Consider the following 18251-nt stretch of genomic DNA (forward strand, 5'->3'; position numbering starts at 1 on the left):
CGCTCGCGTTCATGGCTTCAAGCACCCAACGCCCGCTCGAGCTCATCGCGCAAATCCGCCAAATCCTCCACGCCCACGCTCAAGCGCACCAGGTTGTCGGTAATGCCCAGCGCCGCGCGCCGGTCCGGCGGAATCGAGGCGTGGGTCATCACCGCGGGGTGGTTGACCAGGCTCTCCACGCCGCCGAGCGATTCGGCGATGGTGAACAGGTGGCAGCGCTCCATCATCCGGCGCGCGCCGTCCATCCCGCCCTTGACGTAAATGCTGACCATGCCGCCGAAGCCGTGCATCTGGCGCTTGGCCAGTTCGTGCTGCGGGTGCGACTTGAGGCCCGGATACAGGACCTTTTCCACCGACGGATGGGTTTCCAGCCACTCAGCCAGCGCCTGTGCGTTCTCGCAGTGCGCCTTCATGCGCAGGTGCAGGGTCTTCAGGCCGCGCAGGGCGAGGAAGCTGTCGAACGGGCCCTGGATGCCGCCGACCGCGTTCTGCAGGAAGGTCAGTTGTTCTTCCAGTTCCGGCGCGTCGCCGACCACGGCGATGCCGCCGACGATGTCGGAATGGCCGTTGAGGTACTTGGTCGCCGAGTGCATGACGATGTGCGCGCCCAGTTCCAGCGGGCGCTGCAGGATCGGCGAGGAGAAGGTGTTGTCGACCACCACGATCAGGCCGCGCTTGCGCGCGATTTCGGCGATGCGGGCGATGTCGACCAGCTTGAGCAGCGGGTTGGTCGGGGTCTCGATCCACACCAGCTTGGTCTCGGGGCGGATCGCCGCTTCGAACTTGGCCTCGTCGCTGAGGTCGACCCAGCTGAAGTCGAGCCCGGCGGTGCGCCGGCGCACGCGTTCGAACAGGCGGTAGGTGCCGCCGTAGACGTCGTCCATGGCGATGACGTGGCTGCCGGCGTCGAGCATTTCCAGGATCGTCGAGGTCGCCGCCAGGCCGGAGGCGAAGGCGTAGCCGCGGCGGCCGCCTTCCAGGCCGGCGATGCAGCGTTCGTAGGCGAACCGGGTCGGGTTGTGGCTGCGCGAGTACTCGAAGCCCTGGTGCTGGCCAGGGCTGCTCTGGGCGTAGGTCGAGGTCGCGTAGATCGGCGGCATGACCGCGCCGGTGCTGGGGTCCGGGGACTGGCCGGCGTGGATCGCGAGGGTGCCCAGGCCGGGCTTGCGCGCTCCGTCTTGCGGCTGCTGTTGGCTCATCGATTCGGTTCCGTGCGCTGTGTGGTCGGCTGTGTGATCGGCCGATGGACGTAACCGCGAATTCTAACATCGCCGCCGTGAGCCCCCCGGTTCACGCGGCACGACTTCAGGCGCAATGCAGGCAGAGCGGCCAACCGCCCGGCGCTGCGACGCAGCGCACGGATTTTTCGGCCGCCCAAGCTGAACGCGAATTCAGGAACAGCACACTGAACGCGCCTCTTGGCATCGATACGGCGCGAGGCGGCACACCGAAGCGAGCCGCCGCCCCGCCCGGCCGTCCGCGCGTGCGGACGGCCGCGACCGTCACTGCACCCGGCGGCGCAGGTAGTTGAGCAGGTCGATGCGGGTGATCAGGCCGAGGAACCTGTCGCCGTCGGCGACGATCGCGACGTGGCCGCGGTCGAACAGCGGCAGCAGCGATTCGATCGGCTGGCCGACCTGGATCGTGTCGAGCTTGCTGACCATCGCGGTCGACACCGGATCGCGGAAGCGCGATTCGTCGCCGTACACGTGCAGCAGCACGTCGCTCTCGTCGACGATGCCGACGAGTTTCTCGCCGTCCATCACCGGCAGCTGCGACACGTCGTAGAGCTTCATGCGCTGATACGCGGTCACCAACAGATCGCCCGGCGCGACCACCACGGTATCGCGCTGCGAGTACGGGCGCAGGATCAGATCGCGCAGATCGCCGTGCTGTTCGCGCTGGATGAAGCCGTTGTCGAGCATCCAGTAGTCGTTGTACATCTTCGACAGGTACTTGTTGCCGGTGTCGCAGACGAACACCAGCACCTTCTTCGGCTCGGTCTGTTCGCGGCAGTACTTCAGCGCCGCGGCGAGCAGGGTCCCGGTCGAGGAACCGGCGAGAATGCCCTCTTTTTCCAGCAGTTCGCGCGCGGTCAGGAAGCTTTCCTTGTCGGCGATCGCGTACGCCTTCTTGACCCGGGTGAAGTCGGAGATCGGCGGCAGGAAATCCTCGCCGATGCCTTCGACCATCCAGCTGGCCGACTTGTCCGACAGCGTGCCGCGGTTGATGTACTCCTCCAGGATCGAACCGACCGGATCGGCCAGCACCAGCTCGGTGTCCGGCGAGTGCTTGGCGAACGCGCGCGACAGGCCGGTCATGGTGCCGGAGCTGCCGCAGCCGAACACGATCGCGTCGAGCTTCCCGCCCATCTGTTCGAGGATCTCCGGGCCGGTGCCGAACTCGTGCGCGGCCGGGTTGTCGGAATTGCCGAACTGGTTGATGAAGTAGGCGCCGGGGGTTTCGCGGGCGATGCGCTCGGCCAGGTCCTGGTAGTAGTCCGGGTGGCCCTTGGCCACGTCCGAACGGGTCAGCACCACCTGCGCGCCCATCGCCTTGAGGTTGAAGATCTTCTCCCGGCTCATCTTGTCCGGCACCACCAGCAGCAGCTTGTAGCCCTTCTGCTGGGCGACCAGGGCCAGGCCGATGCCGGTGTTGCCGGCGGTGCCTTCGACCAGGGTGTCGCCGGGCTTGATCTTGCCGGCCTTCTCGGCCGCTTCGATCATCGACAGGCCGATACGGTCCTTGATCGAGCCGCCCGGGTTCTGCGATTCGAGCTTGAGGTAGAGCTCGCACACGCCGGTGTCCAGGCGCTGGGCTTTGATGATCGGGGTGTTGCCGATGAGTTCGAGTACCGAGTTGTGGATGGCCATGCGATTCCTGCGAGCCGCTACCGTGCGGCGAATCGGGCCATTCTAGCCGGGCGCCCGGCGGCGGTTCGCGCAAGGCGCCTCAGAGCGGCCGGCAAGCGCTCTTGCGGGCCGCGCGCGGACGCTCTGCAGCTCTTGTGGGCGGGGCTTCAGCCCCGGCGCCTTTCGGCCGGATCGCCACATGCTGGCACAAAAGCGCCGGGCTGAAGCCCTCCCGCAGCAGGGCGCTCGCAGCGGGCCTCTCAAAGCAGGCCTCCCGCACGGTCGGGCGCTGAATCCATCGGAAGTATCAGCCGCGGACGGCGGCGGCCGACGAGGATGGCCGCCGCCGCCCGCGCTGAGTTTGGAGCCGGCGCCGCGGGCGGGCGCCGGTCCGGTCGGCGCGGCTGGCTGCCGCGCCCGGTGTGCTGGACCGGCTGCGTGCCGGCCGGCGGGCCTCCGGCGCACGGCCGGGGGCCCGCACCCGCGACCGGCCCTGGACGGGCGGCGCGGGCGACGCGATGCCTCAGTGAGGCTGTTGCTCGTATAGCTGGACCAGACGGTCCTTCGCTGCCAGTTTTTCCCGCTTCATCTGTCCGAGCGTGGTGTCGTCGATCGGCAACACGCCGAGTTCGGCGTCCATGACCTTTTTGTCGAGGTCCTTGTGGCGCTGGTACAACTGCTTGAACTCGGGGTTGCTCTTGATGAGCGCGTCGATTTCAGGCTGCGAACGTTCTTCGAACATGAAAAGCCTCCTTCAGCACGAATGCGAACGCCCCGGCCTTTCGACCAGGGCGTTGCGGGGGAGCGTGAGATGGTCGGTCAGGCCCGGCGCGGCACCGGCTCCACGAACTCCGGCCGCGCCCTCGTGGGCGGCACCGGACTCCTGCGGAAAGTGCGTCTGCGTCATCGGCCTGGCTCTTCGCCGAGCGTTATTGGGACCGCTCGGATAACCGACCCTACTCCTGCGTTCCGGTTCCGGCAAGGGCGCGGTGCAAGCGGTTTCAGGTTCCGGCCATGTCTCCGACGAGTGGCCAGGCCGCTCGCCAAATCCATGATTTTCATTAGTTTTTTGTTCGGTCGCGCCATCTGCCGGAACCCGGCCGCGACGCGCAAACCCTCGCCCCGCCTGGCTTTGGCCGCCTGTCGGACACGCCGCTCCGCCGGGCGGGTACGGGCGGGTGCAGGCGTTTTCTGGCGCCCTTGCGGGAGGGCCTTCAGCCCCGACGCTTTCCGGCCGGAGCGAGGCGATCCGGCCGGAAAGCGTCGAGGCTGAAGCTCCTTGCGTGCTCGGCATGAAGCCCGAAGCGGCCGGAGGCATCGAACCGCGCCGCGCTGTCGCCAACCCGCAAACGCAACGAGCCGGGCGCAGGCCCGGCTCGTCGACGACAGCGAAAACGCGCGGGGTTGACCCCGCCGCGCTTATTTCTTCTTCGGTTTCGGCTTGGGCGTCGCCGGCGGCGCCTCGCCGCCGAGCAGTTCGGCTTCCTTGCGCGCCAGCTCCGCGTCGCGTTCGCGCGCAGCGCGCAGCTTGGCCGCCTGCTTGCCGGCGACGTCGTCGAGCAGGCCTTCGGCCTGCTGCCGCGCCGCGGCTTCCTGATCGGCGGCCTGACGCAGGCGCTCGGCTTCTTCGGCCTGGATCTGCGCCTGCACACGCAGGCGCTCGGCCTCGGCGCGGGCACGGTCGGCGTCGCGGCGGCTGGCTTCGACCAGCAGTTCGCTGCGCTCGCGGTCCAGGCGATCGAGCTCGCGCTGCGCCAGTTGCGTGCGCACCACGATCTCGGCGGTTTCGACCCGGCGGTCGGCCAGCCGCACCGCATCGGCGCGGTCGCGGCTGCGCGCCTGACGCGCGTCCTCGATCGCCTGACGCGCGCGATAGCGCTCGAACGTGCCGACCTGGGCGGTGTCGGGACTGGCTTCCAGCACGGTCAGGCGCTGGCCGAGCCGCGCCAGTTCCGGATCGTCCGGCGGCGCGGCGGCGGCGGCGAACGCGGCCAGCGTCAGCGCCGCGGCGAGGGCGGCGCGCAAAGCGGACTCACGCTGGCTCACTGGCCACCTCCCTGCAGACGGCGGCGCAGCTCGGACACTTCGGCCCGGCGCTGGTTGAGTTCGGCATTGGTGATCGCCTCCTTGCTGCGGGCGAAGGCGAGGTCGGCCTCGGCCGTGGCGCGCAGCGCCAGGCGCCGGGCATCCTCGTCCTTGCGCTGCGACAACGCGCCCTGGGCGGCGCTGAGCGCGCTGCGGGCGGCGTTGAGGTCCTGCGGCGCATACTGGTCCGCGTCGGCGTCGTCGGCGCGCATGACCGCCTGCTGGGCCGCGGACAGCTCGCCGGTCGGCGGAGGGGTGGAGGCGCAACCGGCCAGGGTCGAAGCGAGAACTGCGGCCAGCAGCGGCAAACGGATTTGTGCGAAGCTTGTAGGCATTCTGGGGAGCGCTGTGCGGAAGGGAAGACGCGCGGCGGACATTGTCGTCAAGCCGTCAGCCTGCTTGCAACGGCCGACGGCGTCAACAAGGGGTACGAATGCATGGACATCGGCTATTTCTTGAAGCTGATGACGGAAAAGAACGCGTCGGACATGTTTTTGACCACCGGCGCACCGGTCTACATCAAGGTCGAGGGGCGCCTGTACCCGCTCGGCAACACCGGTTTGCCGCCCGGCATGGTCAAGAAGATCGCCTATTCGCTGATGGACGAGGGCCAGGTTCCGCAGTTCGAGCGTGACCTCGAACTGAACATGGCGCTCGCCCTGCCCGACGCCGGCCGCTTCCGCATCAACGTGTTCAAGCAGCGCGGCGAAGTCGGCATGGTGATCCGCGCGATCCGCAGCGTGATCCCGAGCATCGAGGAGCTGCAGCTGCCGCAGGTGCTCAAGAGCATCATCATGGCCCCGCGCGGGCTGGTGCTGATCGTAGGCTCCACCGGCTCGGGCAAGTCGACCACGCTGGCGTCGATGATCGACCACCGCAACAGCAACACCGCCGGCCACATCCTCACCATCGAGGATCCGATCGAGTACCTGCACAAGCACAAGAAGTCGATCGTCAACCAGCGCGAGGTCGGCCTGGACACCCACGCTTTCCACAACGCGCTGAAGAACGCGATGCGCGAAGCGCCGGACGTGATCCTGATCGGCGAAATCCTCGACGCCACCACGATGGAGGCGGCGATCGCGTTCGCCGAAACCGGCCATCTGTGCCTGGCGACGCTGCACTCCAACAACGCCGACCAGACCCTGGAGCGCATCCTCAACTTCTTCCCCGAGGCCGCGCACAAGAACGTGCTGATGAACCTCGCGCTGAACCTCAAGGCGGTGGTGTCGCAGCGCCTGGTGGTCGGCACCGACGGGCGCCGCATCCCGGCCGCGGAAGTGCTGATCAACACTCCGCACATCCGCGACCTGATGCGCCGCGGCCAGGTGCACGAGATCAAGCAGGCGATGGAGGAGTCGCTGGAAGACGGCATGGAGTCGTTCGACCAGTGCCTGTTCCGCCTGTACAAGGAAGGCAGGATCGAGATGGAGGAGGCGCTCAAGGCGGCCGACTCGCGCGACGGCCTGGCGCTGAAGTTCCGCCTGTCCGAGGGCGGCAGCGGCGAGCACGATCCGTATGCGGACATGTACGACGCGTCGGCGACGCACTGACGCTTCGCAGGCTCGAACAGGAAAACGGCCGCCTTCGGGCGGCCGTTTTCGTTTGCGCGCCGGCTCGGGAGCGAACGCAGAGCGTCGGGACCGACGCCGGCGCCTTGGTTCCCGTTCGCGACGCCGCGGCTCAGGCCGGCGGACGATCCGGCTGGTTCTCCGGTTTCGCCCGCTCGAACTCCGGCAACGCCAGACACGCTTCTTCGATCCGCAACAACGTCGGATACGCCTCCAGCGGCACGCCGAAGCGGCGCGCGTTGTACAGCTGAGGAATCAGGCAGCAATCCGCCAGCCCCGGCGCGTCGCCTTCGCAGAAGGTGCCGGTGGCCGGATGGTCGTACAGCATCGTCTCGACCGCGGCGAAGCCTTCGCCGATCCAGTGCTTGACCCAGCCGTCGCGCTCGGGCTGCGGCACGTTCCAGGTGCCGTCGAGGTATTGCAGCACGCGCAGGTTGTTCAGCGGATGGATCTCGCAGGCGATGGTCTGGGCGATCGCGCGCACGCGATGGCGGTCGCGCGCGGTCGCCGGCAACAGGTTCGGGCGCGGCCAGACTTCGTCAAGGTATTCCAGGATCGCGATCGACTGGGTCAGCGTGCGCGAGCCGTGCTGCAGCACCGGCACCAGCCCCTGCGGGTTGAGCTGGCGATAGGTCGGATCGTGTTGTTCGCCGCCGTTGCGGACCAGGTGAACGGGGACGATCTCGTAGTCCAGGCCCTTGAGGTTCAGGCCGATGCGCACGCGGTAGGAGGCGCTGGATCGCCAGTACGAATAAAGACGCAGTTGATCGCTCACCGGTAGGCCTTGCTGGGAAACCGAATCAGGTTAACGGGGAAGCCGTGTCGACGGGGTTGGCGCCGGGCCGGCTTGCGACACGGGCCACGTTTGCGCGGCGCAAGTGGCGAACCATAGCCGGGCGCGCCGCGCAGCGGACCGCCGTTCGTCCCGCGCGCCGCGCCGCCAAGCGGATGCGCTGCGCCGAAACGAAAAAGGGAACGGACGCGCAAGCGCCCGTTCCCCTGTGCGCACGCGGCCGCGACGCAGCGCGGCGGCGCTCAAGGCTTTTCGATGCGCTGCTCGATCGCGCCGAACAGGCTGGCGCCGGCGGCATCGAACATCTCGATGCGCACCACGTCGCCGTACTTCATGAACGGGGTCAGCGGCTTGCCGTGCTCCAGCGTTTCCACCGTGCGCTTCTCGGCGAAGCACGACGCGCCGAGCGAAGTGTCTTCGTTGGCGACGGTGCCGGAACCGACGATGGTGCCGGCCGACAGCGGCCGGGTCTTGGCTGCGTGCGCCACCAGTTCGGCGAAGCTGAATTGCATGTCGATGCCGGCTTCCGGCGCGCCGAACCACTCGCCGTTGATGTGCGTGGTCAGCGGGCGGTGCACCTTGCTGTCGATCCAGGCCGGGCCGAGTTCGTCGGGGGTGACGAACACCGGGCTCAACGCCGAACGCGGCTTGGACTGGAGGAAGCCGAAGCCCTTGGCCAGTTCGTTCGGGATCAGGTTGCGCAGCGAGACGTCGTTGACCAGACCGATCAGCTGGATGTGGCCGGCGGCCTGTTCGGGCGTGGCCGCCATCGGCACGTCGTCGGTGATCACCACGACTTCGGCTTCCAGGTCGATGCCGTAGGCCTCGTCGGGCACGCGCACCGGATCGCGCGGGCCGTAGAAGCCGGCGCTGACCGCCTGGTACATCAGCGGGTCGACATAGAAGCTCTCCGGCACTTCGGCGCCGCGCGCGCGGCGCACGCGCGCGACGTGCGGCAGGTAGGCGCTGCCGTCGACGAATTCGTAAGCGCGCGGCAGCGGCGCGGCCAGGGCGGCGAAGTCGAGGTCGAAGGCGCCGTCGGCGCGGCCTTCGTCGAGCGCGTCGGCCAGCGCGTTGAGGCGCGGCGCCGCGTTCGACCAGTCCTCCAGCGCGCGCTGCAGGGTGTCGGCGATGCCGGTGGCGCGCACGGCGCGGGTCAGGTCGCGCGAGACGACGATCAGCGTGCCGTCGCGGCCGCCTTCCTTCAGGGATCCGAGTTTCATCCAGGCCTCGAGTTCGGTGCAGTCGGGTCGATATGGTTTCAATTGTAACGGATTGATCGGGCGCGCCGGCGGGGGCCGGGCGCTGCGATCCGGCCGCGATTGTCGCCCGAGCCGGCCCGCCGCCCCAGTCCTGGACGGCTCACCCGCACGCAGCGCCGCAGCCCATCCCTTTTGAATCAATCACTTGCGTGAATCACGAATTTTTTTCGCGATCGCGTGATGGGTTCGCTCCCACTTTGCCGGTTGTTTGGATCAAGCGCGGCGTGGTCACGCCCGGGTTCACCGGGGCAGGCCCAGCCGATGCGGCGGACCGCGGTCCGCGCGCAGGTTGAGGGCACGTCCCTCTGCGACCGCGTGAACCCAACCAGACACGCCCAGACAAGGAGTTTCATCATGAAATCGCAGTCTTCCGCCTCCCGCATCTTCCTGCGCTCGCTGCCCGCCGCGCTGCTGCTCGCCCTCGGCGCCGCCGGCGGCGCCCACGCCCAGGCCCTGGCCATCGATGTGGTCAACCCGATCCAGGACGGCAAGGTCGTGCTCGAAGCGCTCGGCCCGGCCCAGGTCGGCGGCGCCAAGCAGGGCCGCATCTCGCTGCGCATGGCGCTGCGCAACAACGACACGGTGCCGCTGAAGGTGACCCGGGTCGAAATCCTCGACCAGCTCGCCTCCAACTACCTGACCCCGGCCGAGATCGCCCCGGGCACCCAGATCGCGTTCCAGAACTGCAATTGCGATTACGACAACCCCGACCCGGACGCGCCGAAGGTGCCGTCCTCGTTCCCGATCGTCATCAACGCGCCGTACCCGAGCACGATCAAGGTCGCGGTCTACCTGCAGGGCTACCGCAACCCGGTGGTGAAGAACCTGCCGCTGGCCGCGTCGAGCAACGACAACGGCCCGCTGCGCTATCCCGGCCGCGCCAGCGACCTGCGTCCGAACGAAGCCTGGCAGACCTCCAGCAACCACGTCGGCGGCAGCCAGGCGTTCGGCCTGGACACCAGCGTGACCGGCTGGGACGGCGATTCCTGGGACTCGCGCCGCCCCGGCGGCGCCGCCAACAAGCCCGAGGGCCAGCGCGCCTACGGCCTGCCGCTGTACGCGATGGCCGACGGCATCGTCTGCGAGTCGCTCAACGATCTGCCGGAATGGAAGAACTATCCGCGCGTGTCCAAGGAGATCGAACCCGAGCCGGTCGCGCCGAGCACCGGCCAATACTCGGCCGGCGGCAACTTCCTCAAGATCAAGAGCGGCGACGAAGTGGCGCTGTACGCGCACATGCAGCCCGGCTCGATCCCGGCCGAACTGCTGGTGCCCGGCGCGACGATCAAGCAAGGCCAGTACCTCGGCAAGGTCGGCTACACCGGCCAGTCCAGCGGCCCGCACGTGCACGTACACGTCAGCCAGGAAACCTCGCCGGGTTCGTGCGAAGGCAACGCGCTGCGTCCGCGGCCGATGACCTTCGCCCAGATCCAGAGCCTGACCCGCAGCGAAGCCCACGCGATGGCCACCGCCAACAGCATGGACCCGACCGACTGGACCGCCCTGAGCAACCACTCCGCGCCGCATCCGTACAGCATGATCTACCCGAGCAGCGCGGCGTTCCCGTTCGACGCGGCGGAGAAGGACGAGAAGACCTTCATCGGCGTGTGGCGCGCCGGCAACGCGATCGAGGTGCGGGTCAACAAGCCGAGCTGGAGCAGCTTCGTCGCCAAGCGCGACGAATTGGTCGGCGACGGTTTCCGCCTGGAGAACATCGACACGTTCGTGGAGAACGGCGACCGCCACTTCGTCGGCGTGTTCAAGCGCGGCAGCGGCGCCGGCGCGCTGTACAACGGCGCCAGCTGGGAGCAGTTCACCGCGGTGTGGAAGCAGCTCAGCGACGACGGCCAGCGCTTGGTCGACCTGACCACCTACCTCAGCGGCAGCGAGCGCCACTACGTCGGCGTGTTCCGTCCCGGCAGCGACCACGCCGGCCTGTGGAGCCACACCGGCTACAGCGCCTTCGCCAACCAGCGCGAGATCGCCGAAGGCCTGGGCCTGCGCCTGATCGACATGGAGAGCTTCGACATCGGCAACGGCCAGCGCCAGTACGTCGGCGTCTACCGCGCCGGCAGCGACAACAGCGAACTGGCGCGTTCGGCCTCGTGGAGCGCGTTCACCGCCAAGTGGGACGAGTTGTCCGACGCCGGCTATCGCCTGATCGACGTGGACACTTTCGTCGAAGCCGGCGTGCGCAACTACGTCGGCGTGTACCGCGCCGGCAGCGGCGGGCATGCGCTGGAAGCGGTCAAGGGCTGGCAGGGGCTGTTCCAGTCGGCGGAGAAGTACGCGACCAAGAATCTGCGGCTGGTGGATGTGCAGGCGATCGAGTAAGCCGGTAGCGGCAACGCAAGCCTGAAGCGCGAAACGCCGCCCGCGAGGGCGGCGTTTCGTTGTGGGACGCCTGCAAGCCCGATGCCGTTCGCTGTTGAGGGAGAAACTTCAACCTCGATGTCGCGGGCTGTTGTCGGAAGGGCTTCAGCCCCGACGCTTCTGTTCCGGATCGCCGCGGTCCAAGCGAAAAACGTCGACGCTGAAGCCCCTTCCACCAGCACTGTGGACGGCCGCAGCATCGCTACGCACGTTCAACGCGTCGCCAGCCGCGGCGCTTCGCCGCGCTCCAGCGCATCGAGCCGGCGCAGCAGCTCCGCATCGCGATGCAGTTCCTTGCGCAACAACGGCGCCGCGCTGGCGAATTGCGCCCTCGCGGCCTCGCGGTCGCCGCGCGCCCACAGCGATTCGGCGTACGGCACCCGCGCCTTGGCGGTCAGGATCGGGTTCTCGCCGTTGCGGCGCGCGCTTTGCGCAACCACGTGCTCCCAGCCGGCGACCGCGCCGGCCCAATCGCCGCGGCGCTGCGCCAGCTCCGCGCGCAGGGCCGGAATCCGCGCCAGCAGCAAGGCGTTGTATTCGCCCTTGCCGAGGTCGATGGCGTCGAGCCCGGCCGCGGCTTCGTCGAGACGGTCGCGGCTGAGTTGCCATTCGATCCGGCCCAGATCGGCGGTCAGCACGCCGGGCAGATCGTCGGCGTAGCGTTCGCGCCACACCGCCAGCGCGCGCTCGACCAGCGGCCGCGCCTCGTCGCCGCGGCCCGTACGCGCAAGCAGGCGGCCAAGGTAGCTTTCGACCCGCAGCACCCGCCGTTCCTGCGGGTCCAGGTGCTCGCGGCGGATCGACAAGGCCTCGCGCCACAGCCGCTCGGCCTCGCCGACGTCGCCGCGTTCCTCGGCCAGCGTCGCGGAGTTGTTGAGCACCCGCGCGTAATCCAGGCTGCGCGCGCCGGCGACCTTGGCCATGATCGCCAGCGCGGCGCGGTAGTGGTCGCCGGCGACGCGGTAATCGCCCATGTCCTGCGCCGCGTCGGCGATGTCGACGTGGATGTTGGCGACCATGTCGCTCTGCTCGCCGTACAGGTCGCGGGCCAGGCCGAGGTTGTCGACCAGCTCGCGCCGGGTTTCGGCGACGCGGCCCTGGCCGAACAGCACTTTCGCCAGATAGAACTGCTGCACCTGCGCGGCGACGCTGTGCGCGCCCTGCGCGCGCACCAGATCCAGCGCTTCGCGGAACGCGGCTTCGGCGCGGCTGAGTTCGCCGCGGCGGCGGTACAGCTGGCCTAGATTGCCGAGCATCGCCGCGCGCTCGGACGGCGACTGCTGCATCGCGTGCTTGCGCCGCAGCGCCTGCGATCGCGCGAACGTGGCTTCGGCCAGGTCGTAGCGGCTGGCGGCCACCTGCGCCAGACCGAGCGCGTCGAAGGCTTCGGCCAGCGCGCGCGCGTCGCCCTGCGCTTGCCGCAGCGCCAGCGCGCGCTGCGCCGCGGCCACCGCCTGCGCGCCGTACTGGCGTTCGCTGAGCGAACGCGACAGTTCGACCAGCGCTTGCGCGGCGCGGTCGGGCCGCGCCACCGCCGGGTCGAGGAATTCGCGCGCGGCGCGCTCTAGCATCGCCTCGGCGCGCTGCGGCTGGCCGAGATTGCGGTAGGCGCGGCCGAGCACCGCGCGCAGGCGCGCGCGGATCGCCGGGGTTTCGTCGAGCCCGTGTTCGATCCGCGCCGCCGAGGCATCGAGCACTTGCCGCGCACTGACGTCCTGGCGCGCGCGCGCGCCGCGCATGCTCGGGTCGGCGGCGTCGAACGCCGAGACCAGGAATTCGCTGACTTGCTCGGCCACCGCCGCTTCGCGCTCGGCGCGCGCGCGTTCGGCGCTGACCCGCCAGACGAAGCCGCTGGCCAGCGCCAGCACGGTCGCGGTCGCCGCGGCTTCGCGCCAGTGCCGGCGCAGGTAACGGCCGAAGCGGTAATTCCAGGTCGGCGCGCGCGCCGACACGGTGCGCCGGCTCTGGTAGCGCAGGATGTCCCGGGCCAGCGCTTCGACCGAGGAATAGCGCTGGCGCGGATCCAGCGCGCAGGCGCGCTGGGCGATCGCGTCGAGGTCGCCGCGCAGCTTGCCGCGCCAGCCGCAGCGCGGCGACGCCAGCGCGCTCGGCGCCGGCACCGGCGCGTCGCGGTCGCCGACGCCGCGGCCGAGCGCGCGGCAGGCCAGCAACTCGGTCAGCAGCACGCCGAGCGCGAACACGTCGCTGACCACGCTGACCCGCGCGCCGCCGAGCAGTTCCGGGCTGGCGTAGGCCGGCGTGCAGAAGCCGTGGCCGCGCTCGGCCCCGTCCGGCGCATCGCCCGGGCGCCGGTCCAGCGCCTGGGCGATGCCGAAATCCAGCAGCACCGGCTCGCCGTCCGCGGCCACCAGCACGTTGGCCGGCTTCAGGTCGCAGTGCACGATCAGCCGCTGGTGCGCGCTCTGCACCGCGCCGCAGATACGCTGGAACAGATGCAGGCGCTGCTCCAGGTCGGGCGCGCTGCGCTTGCAGTACTCGTCCAGCGGCTCGCCCTGCACGTACTCCATGACCAGATAAGGCTGGCCGGCGGGCGTGGTGCCGCCGTCGTACAGGCGGGCGATGTTGGGGTGCTGCAATTCGGCCAGCAACTGCCGCTCCGCCGCCAGGCGCCGGGCGAATTCGTCCTGCTCGCTGCGGCTGCGGCGCACGCCGTCGCTGCGCAACAGCTTGATCGCGGCCTGCTGGCGGAACAGGCCGTCGGCGCGTTCGGCCACGAACACCGTGCCCATGCCGCCGCTGGCGACGCGTTCGACCAGCAGCCACGCGCCGAGGCGATCGCCGGCGCGCAGTTCGTCGGCCGCGTCGGCGCCGTCCGCGCCGGTATCGCCGGCGATCAAGGCCTGCAACGGCCGCGCCACCGCGCCGAGTTCGTCGGTCTGCGCGCGCAGCAGTTGCAGCGCTTCTTCGATCAGCGCGGGATCGTCGCTCAACCCGGCCAGCGCATCGCGCCAGCGTTGCGGCGGCAGGTCGCAGGCCGCGTCGAACAAACGCCGCAGTTGCTGCCAATGCTCGGTCTGCATGCTCTCTCCCGCGCGCCGCGGCGGGCGCTCAACTCAGTTGCTGGCTCAGCCAGGCGCGGGCGAAGCGCAGGTCGCGCTCGACGGTCGGCACCGACACCTCAAGCACGCAAGCGATCTCGCCCTGGGCCATGCCGCCGAAGTACGCCATCTCCACCGCCCGCGCCGCGCGCGGGTCGCGTTCGGACAAACGTTGCAGCGCCTCGTGCAAGGCCAGCACGTCGAGCCCGTCGGTAGCGCCGCCGTGCAGGTCGGCGTGCGACAGGGTCAGCATCACCGGCGACGCGCCGCGCTTGTCGGCGGCGCGCGCGCGCGCTTCGTCGACCAGCACCGAACGCATCTTCAGCGCGGCCAGGGCGAAGAAGTGCGCGCGGTCCTGCCAGTCGACCTCGCCGCCGAGCAGCCGCATCAAGGCTTCGTTGACCAGGGAAGTCGCCTGCAGCGTGCGCTCGCCGCCGCGCGCGCGCAGCCGCGCCGCGGCCATGCCGCGCAGGGTGTCGTAGACCTGGACGAACAGGCGGTCGCGCGCGGCCTCGTCGCCCGAGCGCCAGTCGCGCAGCAAACCGGTCAGATCCTCGCCCATGCGCGTCCCCCGACGCCGTCCGTCCGCGCCCGGTCGGGCGCGCAGGCGAGCATCTCGCAGTCGCCTGCGCGCGGACGCGACGGCCGGCACGGTTCGGGGTGGATCGATGCGTCCGCTGCGATCCGGCGCGCGGCGCGGCAACCGCCGGATCGCGCGTCGCGGCGGCGACGCCGCGGCGATTACAGTGTCGGGCCCGCGCCCGCTGCCCGAATCGACGCCATGACCCCGCTGCGCCCGCTCGTCCCCGCCGACCGCGACATCGTGCGCCGCTTCCTGGGCTCGCGCTGGGGCAGCGCCACGATCCTGCTCGACGGCCGCGCGATCGACGCCGCCGCCCTGCCCGGCTTCGTCGGCTGCAACGGCGGCGAAGTGGCCGCATTGGCGACCCTGCTCGACGAACGCGGCCACAGCGAGATCGTCACGCTCGACGCCACGCCCGCGGGCGCCGGCATCGGCAGCGCGTTGCTCGAACTCGCCGCGCAGCGCGCCCGCGCGCTCGGCCTGAACGCGCTGCTGACCCGCACCACCAACGACAATCTCGACGCCTTGCGCTTCTACCAGCGGCGCGGCTTTCGCCTGCACCGGCTGGTGCCGGGCGCGATCGATCTGGAACGCGAAGCCGATCCGGCGATTCCGCTGCTCGGCCGCCACGGCATTCCGCTGCGCGACGAAATCAGCCTGATTCGCCCGTTGTAGGAGCGGCGCGAGCCGCGACGCGGCCAATCCGAACGCCGAGACAACCGGTCATGCGCGATGCTGCCGGCGCGAACGACGGACTGAGGGCGAATTGCGTTGTAGCCGCGATGGCGCGGTCGCGGCTCGCGCCGCTCCTACAGGGGGCTACGGCGGTTTTCGTAGGGCCGGAAAACAAAAAACCCGCCTCGCGGCGGGTTCTTCGTTGCGCCTGGAACCTTGCGGTTCTCAGCGATCTTGTTTGGCAGCCCCGGATGGATTCGAACCACCGAATGTCTGAGTCAGAGTCAGATGCCTTACCGCTTGGCGACGGGGCTATAAAACGGATTCTAGCGCAAAATTCCGCGACTGCAAAAACAATTTGAAGCCGCGGAACGACCAGCCGGCGAAGCTTAGCGCTTCGAGAACTGGGTGGCGCGACGCGCCTTGTGCAGACCGACCTTCTTGCGCTCGACTTCGCGCGCGTCGCGGGTCATGAAGCCCGCCTTGCGCAGCTCGCCCTTCAGCGATTCGTCGTACTCGACCAGCGCGCGGGCGATGCCCAGGCGGATCGCACCGGCCTGGCCGGTGATGCCGCCGCCGGCGACGGTGATGGTCAGGTCGAACTTGTCGCTCGACTGGGTCAGCTCGAGCGGCTGGCGCACGATCATGCGCGCGGTCTCGCGACCGAAGAAGTCTTCGATCGAACGCTGGTTGATGGTGATCTTGCCGTCGCCCTTGCGCAGGAACACGCGAGCGGTGGAAGACTTGCGGCGGCCGGTGCCGTAGTTCTGCTGGATAGCCATATTCGTGCCTTTACCTTAGATGTCCAGCGGCTGCGGCTGCTGGGCGGCGTGCGGATGCTCGGAGCCCTTGTACACCTTGAGCTTGCGGTACATGGCGCGACCCAGCGGGTTCTTCGGCAGCATGCCCTTCACGGCGATCTCGATCACGCGTTCCGGGTGGCGCTCGAGCGCCTGGCCGAGGGTTTCGCTCTTGAGGTTGCCGATGTAGCCGGTGAACCGGTGGTACATCTTGTCCTGCAGCTTGTTGCCGGTGACCGCGATCTTCTCGGCGTTGATCACCACCAGGTAATCGCCGGTATCGACGTGCGGGGTGTAGACCGGCTTGTGCTTGCCGCGCAGGCGGCGTGCGAGCTCGGTGCTGAGACGACCGAGGGTCTTGCCGGTCGCGTCGACGATGTACCAGTCGCGCTGGACGGTCTCGTTCTTAGCGGTAAAGGTCTTCATTGAGAGTTCTGCTTTGGGTGCCTGGTCGGGCTGGTTCCGGTCGCGGCCCAGGCGGGCAACCTGCGGCGGAACTTCGCCTCGCGTTGTGGAATACGAAACGCAAGAGGCGGAATGATAGCGGCCGCCTGGGTCTCGCGCAAGTCGCCGGCTCAGGGCGCCGGACCGGCCATGTTAGCATCCGGCCCATGCCCGCCGCCCCGTCGCAGCCCGCCCCGCCCGGCCTTGGCCCCTCGCGGCCCGGCCCGGCGGCCGATCCGCTGGCGGCGTTGGCCGACCGCTGCGTTCAATGCGGCCTGTGCCTGCCCGCCTGCCCCACTTACGGCCGCGAACGGGTCGAAGCCGAATCCCCGCGCGGCCGCATCGCCCTGGCCCGGGCCTGGGCGCTGGACACGATCCCGGCCACGCCCGCCTCCGACGCCCACCTCGACCACTGCCTCGGCTGCCGCAGCTGCGAGGCGGTGTGCCCGGCCGGGGTCGAATACGGCAGCCTGCTGGTCGCCGTGCGCGGCCGCCAACGCGAGCGTCGGCCGGCCGGCTGGCGCCAGCGCTGGGTCGAGGGCTTGGCCGCACGGCCGCGCGCGCTCGCGGCCGGACTGGCCGGGTACCGCGCGCTGTACCCGTTGCTGCCGGCGGCCCTGCGCCCGCTGCCGCGCCCGCCCGGACGCGTGCGCGCCCTGCCGCGCGGCCGCGTCGCGCCGGCGGGCGGCCGCGCCGCGTTGTTCGTCGGTTGCATCGCCGACCGCTACGAAGCGCCGCTGCGCGCGGCGCTGGCGCGGCTGTGCGGCGCGCTCGGCGTGGAACTGGAGATCGCCGCCGGCCAAGGCTGCTGCGGCGCCTTGCACGAGCACGCCGGCAACACCGCGGCCGCGGCGGCGCTGGCCACGCGCAACCGCGCCGCCTTCGCCGGCTGCGGCACCGTGCTGACTCTCGCCAGCGGCTGCCACGACAGCCTGCGCCGCGCGCTGCCCGACGATGCCCAGGCCGTCGATGCATTGGCCTTCGTGGCCGAACGCATCGGCGCCCTGCGCTGGCGGCGCACGCCGCAGCGGGTCGCGCTGCATCTGCCCTGCACCCAGCGCAACGTGGTCAAGTCGGTGCCTGCGCTGCGCCGGTTGCTGGCCGCGGTGCCGGGGCTGGAGGTGGTCGAACTCGACGCGGGTTTCGGCTGTTGCGGGGCGTCGGGTACGCAGATGTTGACCGAGCCGGAACGCGCGGCGGAGTACCGCGCGCCGTTGCTGGCGCAGTTCGAACGCAGCGGAGCGACTGCGGTGTTGAGCGCGAATGTCGGATGCCGGTTGCATCTGGGCAATGGGACGGCGGCGCCGGTGCTGCATCCGCTGGAGTTTTTGGCCGGATGCCTGGACGAAGGCGGCGCGGCGGGCTGAGCAGAAGGCGTCGGGGCTGAAGGCCCTTCCACGAGAGCCGCCGCTCCTGCAAAAGCCGCCGCTCCCGCAAGAATCGCTGCTCCCACAAGAACCTTCCCCAAGAGCGGCCGTCCCCACCAGAACGTCATCCCCGCGAAGGCGGGGATCCAGGGCCTCATCGCGACATGACGCTGAAGTCTCTGGATCCCCGCCTTCGCGGGGATGACACCCTGGGGAATGCGCGGCGAGCCCGGCTCGCCCCAGCACAGTTCGCACCAGACCGTTCGCTACCAGACCGTCCGCCCAGACCGTCCACACTCAGCCCATACGCCCACAAGCCCGCGCCCCCGGACGATTTGTCCACCCCGCTTAACCGACTTCTACCCCGCCGCCGCCGTAGAATCGGCG

16 protein-coding genes, 1 tRNA gene and 2 pseudogenes are annotated in these 18251 nt (G+C 69.8%); 5 read left to right on the plus strand and 14 right to left on the minus strand.

Annotated elements, in window-relative coordinates; genetic code table 11:
* Positions 1-17: 17 nt before the first annotated feature.
* The 6 genes from JHW38_RS11845 to JHW38_RS11865 all read right to left on the minus strand — a co-directional run bounded on the left by JHW38_RS11845 (position 18) and on the right by JHW38_RS11865 (position 5272).
* Entirely contained in the window at positions 18-1199 is a 1182-nt protein-coding gene (locus JHW38_RS11845) for a cystathionine gamma-synthase (protein WP_207526101.1), read from the minus strand.
* Positions 1200-1502: 303 nt separating this feature from the next.
* Positions 1503-2873: a pyridoxal-phosphate dependent enzyme gene (locus JHW38_RS11850; protein WP_207526102.1), complete on the minus strand. Its 1371-nt coding sequence runs from the start codon at positions 2871-2873 to the stop codon at positions 1503-1505.
* Positions 2874-3375: 502 nt separating this feature from the next.
* A complete protein-coding gene (locus JHW38_RS11855; protein WP_207526103.1) occupies positions 3376-3594 on the minus strand; it encodes a YdcH family protein in 219 nt (72 codons plus the stop codon).
* Between the two features lie 12 nt (positions 3595-3606).
* Positions 3607-4170, minus strand: a complete 564-nt coding sequence (locus tag JHW38_RS25960; RefSeq protein ID WP_428995302.1) for a DUF6053 domain-containing protein — start codon at positions 4168-4170, stop codon at positions 3607-3609.
* A 101-nt stretch (positions 4171-4271) separates the two neighbouring features.
* Complete coding sequence (locus tag JHW38_RS11860) at positions 4272-4898, minus strand: hypothetical protein (protein WP_207526104.1); 627 nt, start codon at positions 4896-4898, stop codon at positions 4272-4274.
* Positions 4895-5272, minus strand: a complete 378-nt coding sequence (locus JHW38_RS11865; protein ID WP_207526105.1) for a DUF4398 domain-containing protein — start codon at positions 5270-5272, stop codon at positions 4895-4897. Before JHW38_RS11865 ends, JHW38_RS11860 begins: the two co-directional genes overlap by 4 nt.
* A gap of 102 nt (positions 5273-5374) precedes the next feature.
* Here JHW38_RS11865 and JHW38_RS11870 point away from each other — a divergent pair, with 102 nt between their 5' ends.
* Positions 5375-6490, plus strand: a complete 1116-nt coding sequence (locus tag JHW38_RS11870) for a PilT/PilU family type 4a pilus ATPase (protein WP_207526106.1) — start codon at positions 5375-5377, stop codon at positions 6488-6490.
* Between the two features lie 130 nt (positions 6491-6620).
* Here the strand turns inward: JHW38_RS11870 and maiA are convergent, their stop codons facing one another.
* Complete coding sequence (maiA, locus tag JHW38_RS11875) at positions 6621-7283, minus strand: maleylacetoacetate isomerase (RefSeq protein ID WP_207526107.1); 663 nt, start codon at positions 7281-7283, stop codon at positions 6621-6623.
* A gap of 260 nt (positions 7284-7543) precedes the next feature.
* The gene (locus JHW38_RS11880; protein WP_207526108.1) at positions 7544-8524 is read right to left on the minus strand and encodes a fumarylacetoacetate hydrolase family protein; all 981 of its coding nucleotides are present in this window, start codon (positions 8522-8524) and stop codon (positions 7544-7546) included.
* Positions 8525-9625: 1101 nt separating this feature from the next.
* On the opposite strand from JHW38_RS11880, the pseudogene JHW38_RS25965 reads away from it, so the two are divergent.
* Positions 9626-10765: pseudogene (locus tag JHW38_RS25965) on the plus strand (peptidoglycan DD-metalloendopeptidase family protein); the annotation flags it as partial.
* Here JHW38_RS25965 and JHW38_RS25970 read toward each other — a convergent pair.
* Positions 10762-11118 (minus strand): DUF6053 domain-containing protein, encoded by a 357-nt coding sequence (locus JHW38_RS25970; RefSeq protein ID WP_428995321.1) that lies wholly within the window; start codon positions 11116-11118, stop codon positions 10762-10764. The pseudogene JHW38_RS25965 and the gene JHW38_RS25970 sit on opposite strands and share 4 nt — an antisense overlap.
* Here JHW38_RS25970 and JHW38_RS25975 point away from each other — a divergent pair.
* Entirely contained in the window at positions 11015-11596 is a 582-nt protein-coding gene (locus JHW38_RS25975; RefSeq protein WP_428995322.1) for a DUF6053 domain-containing protein, read from the plus strand. The two genes, JHW38_RS25970 and JHW38_RS25975, sit on opposite strands and share 104 nt — an antisense overlap.
* 11 nt (positions 11597-11607) lie before the next feature.
* Here JHW38_RS25975 and JHW38_RS11890 read toward each other — a convergent pair.
* Both JHW38_RS11890 and JHW38_RS11895 read right to left on the minus strand, forming a co-directional pair.
* A pseudogene (locus JHW38_RS11890) lies at positions 11608-13977 on the minus strand (protein kinase domain-containing protein); the annotation flags it as partial.
* A gap of 28 nt (positions 13978-14005) precedes the next feature.
* Positions 14006-14557, minus strand: a complete 552-nt coding sequence (locus JHW38_RS11895) for an ECF-type sigma factor (protein WP_207526111.1) — start codon at positions 14555-14557, stop codon at positions 14006-14008.
* Between the two features lie 219 nt (positions 14558-14776).
* Here JHW38_RS11895 and JHW38_RS11900 point away from each other — a divergent pair, with 219 nt between their 5' ends.
* The gene (locus tag JHW38_RS11900; RefSeq protein ID WP_207526112.1) at positions 14777-15253 is read left to right on the plus strand and encodes a GNAT family N-acetyltransferase; all 477 of its coding nucleotides are present in this window, start codon (positions 14777-14779) and stop codon (positions 15251-15253) included.
* Between the two features lie 239 nt (positions 15254-15492).
* Here the strand turns inward: JHW38_RS11900 and JHW38_RS11905 are convergent.
* The 3 genes from JHW38_RS11905 to rplM all read right to left on the minus strand — a co-directional run bounded on the left by JHW38_RS11905 (position 15493) and on the right by rplM (position 16479).
* Positions 15493-15567 (minus strand) — tRNA-Gln (locus JHW38_RS11905).
* Positions 15568-15642: 75 nt separating this feature from the next.
* Positions 15643-16035, minus strand: a complete 393-nt coding sequence (gene rpsI / locus JHW38_RS11910) for a 30S ribosomal protein S9 (RefSeq protein ID WP_207526113.1) — start codon at positions 16033-16035, stop codon at positions 15643-15645.
* A 15-nt stretch (positions 16036-16050) separates the two neighbouring features.
* On the minus strand, positions 16051-16479 hold the full coding sequence (rplM, locus tag JHW38_RS11915; RefSeq protein WP_207526114.1) for a 50S ribosomal protein L13: 429 nt from the start codon (positions 16477-16479) through the stop codon (positions 16051-16053).
* A gap of 185 nt (positions 16480-16664) precedes the next feature.
* On the opposite strand from rplM, the gene JHW38_RS11920 reads away from it, so the two are divergent.
* Positions 16665-17864, plus strand: coding sequence for a (Fe-S)-binding protein (locus JHW38_RS11920; RefSeq protein WP_207526115.1), 1200 nt, complete (start codon positions 16665-16667; stop codon positions 17862-17864).
* The last annotated feature ends 387 nt before the right edge of the window (positions 17865-18251 follow it).

This window comes from Lysobacter enzymogenes (assembly GCF_017355525.1).
Taxonomy (GTDB): Bacteria; Pseudomonadota; Gammaproteobacteria; order Xanthomonadales; family Xanthomonadaceae; genus Lysobacter; species Lysobacter enzymogenes_C.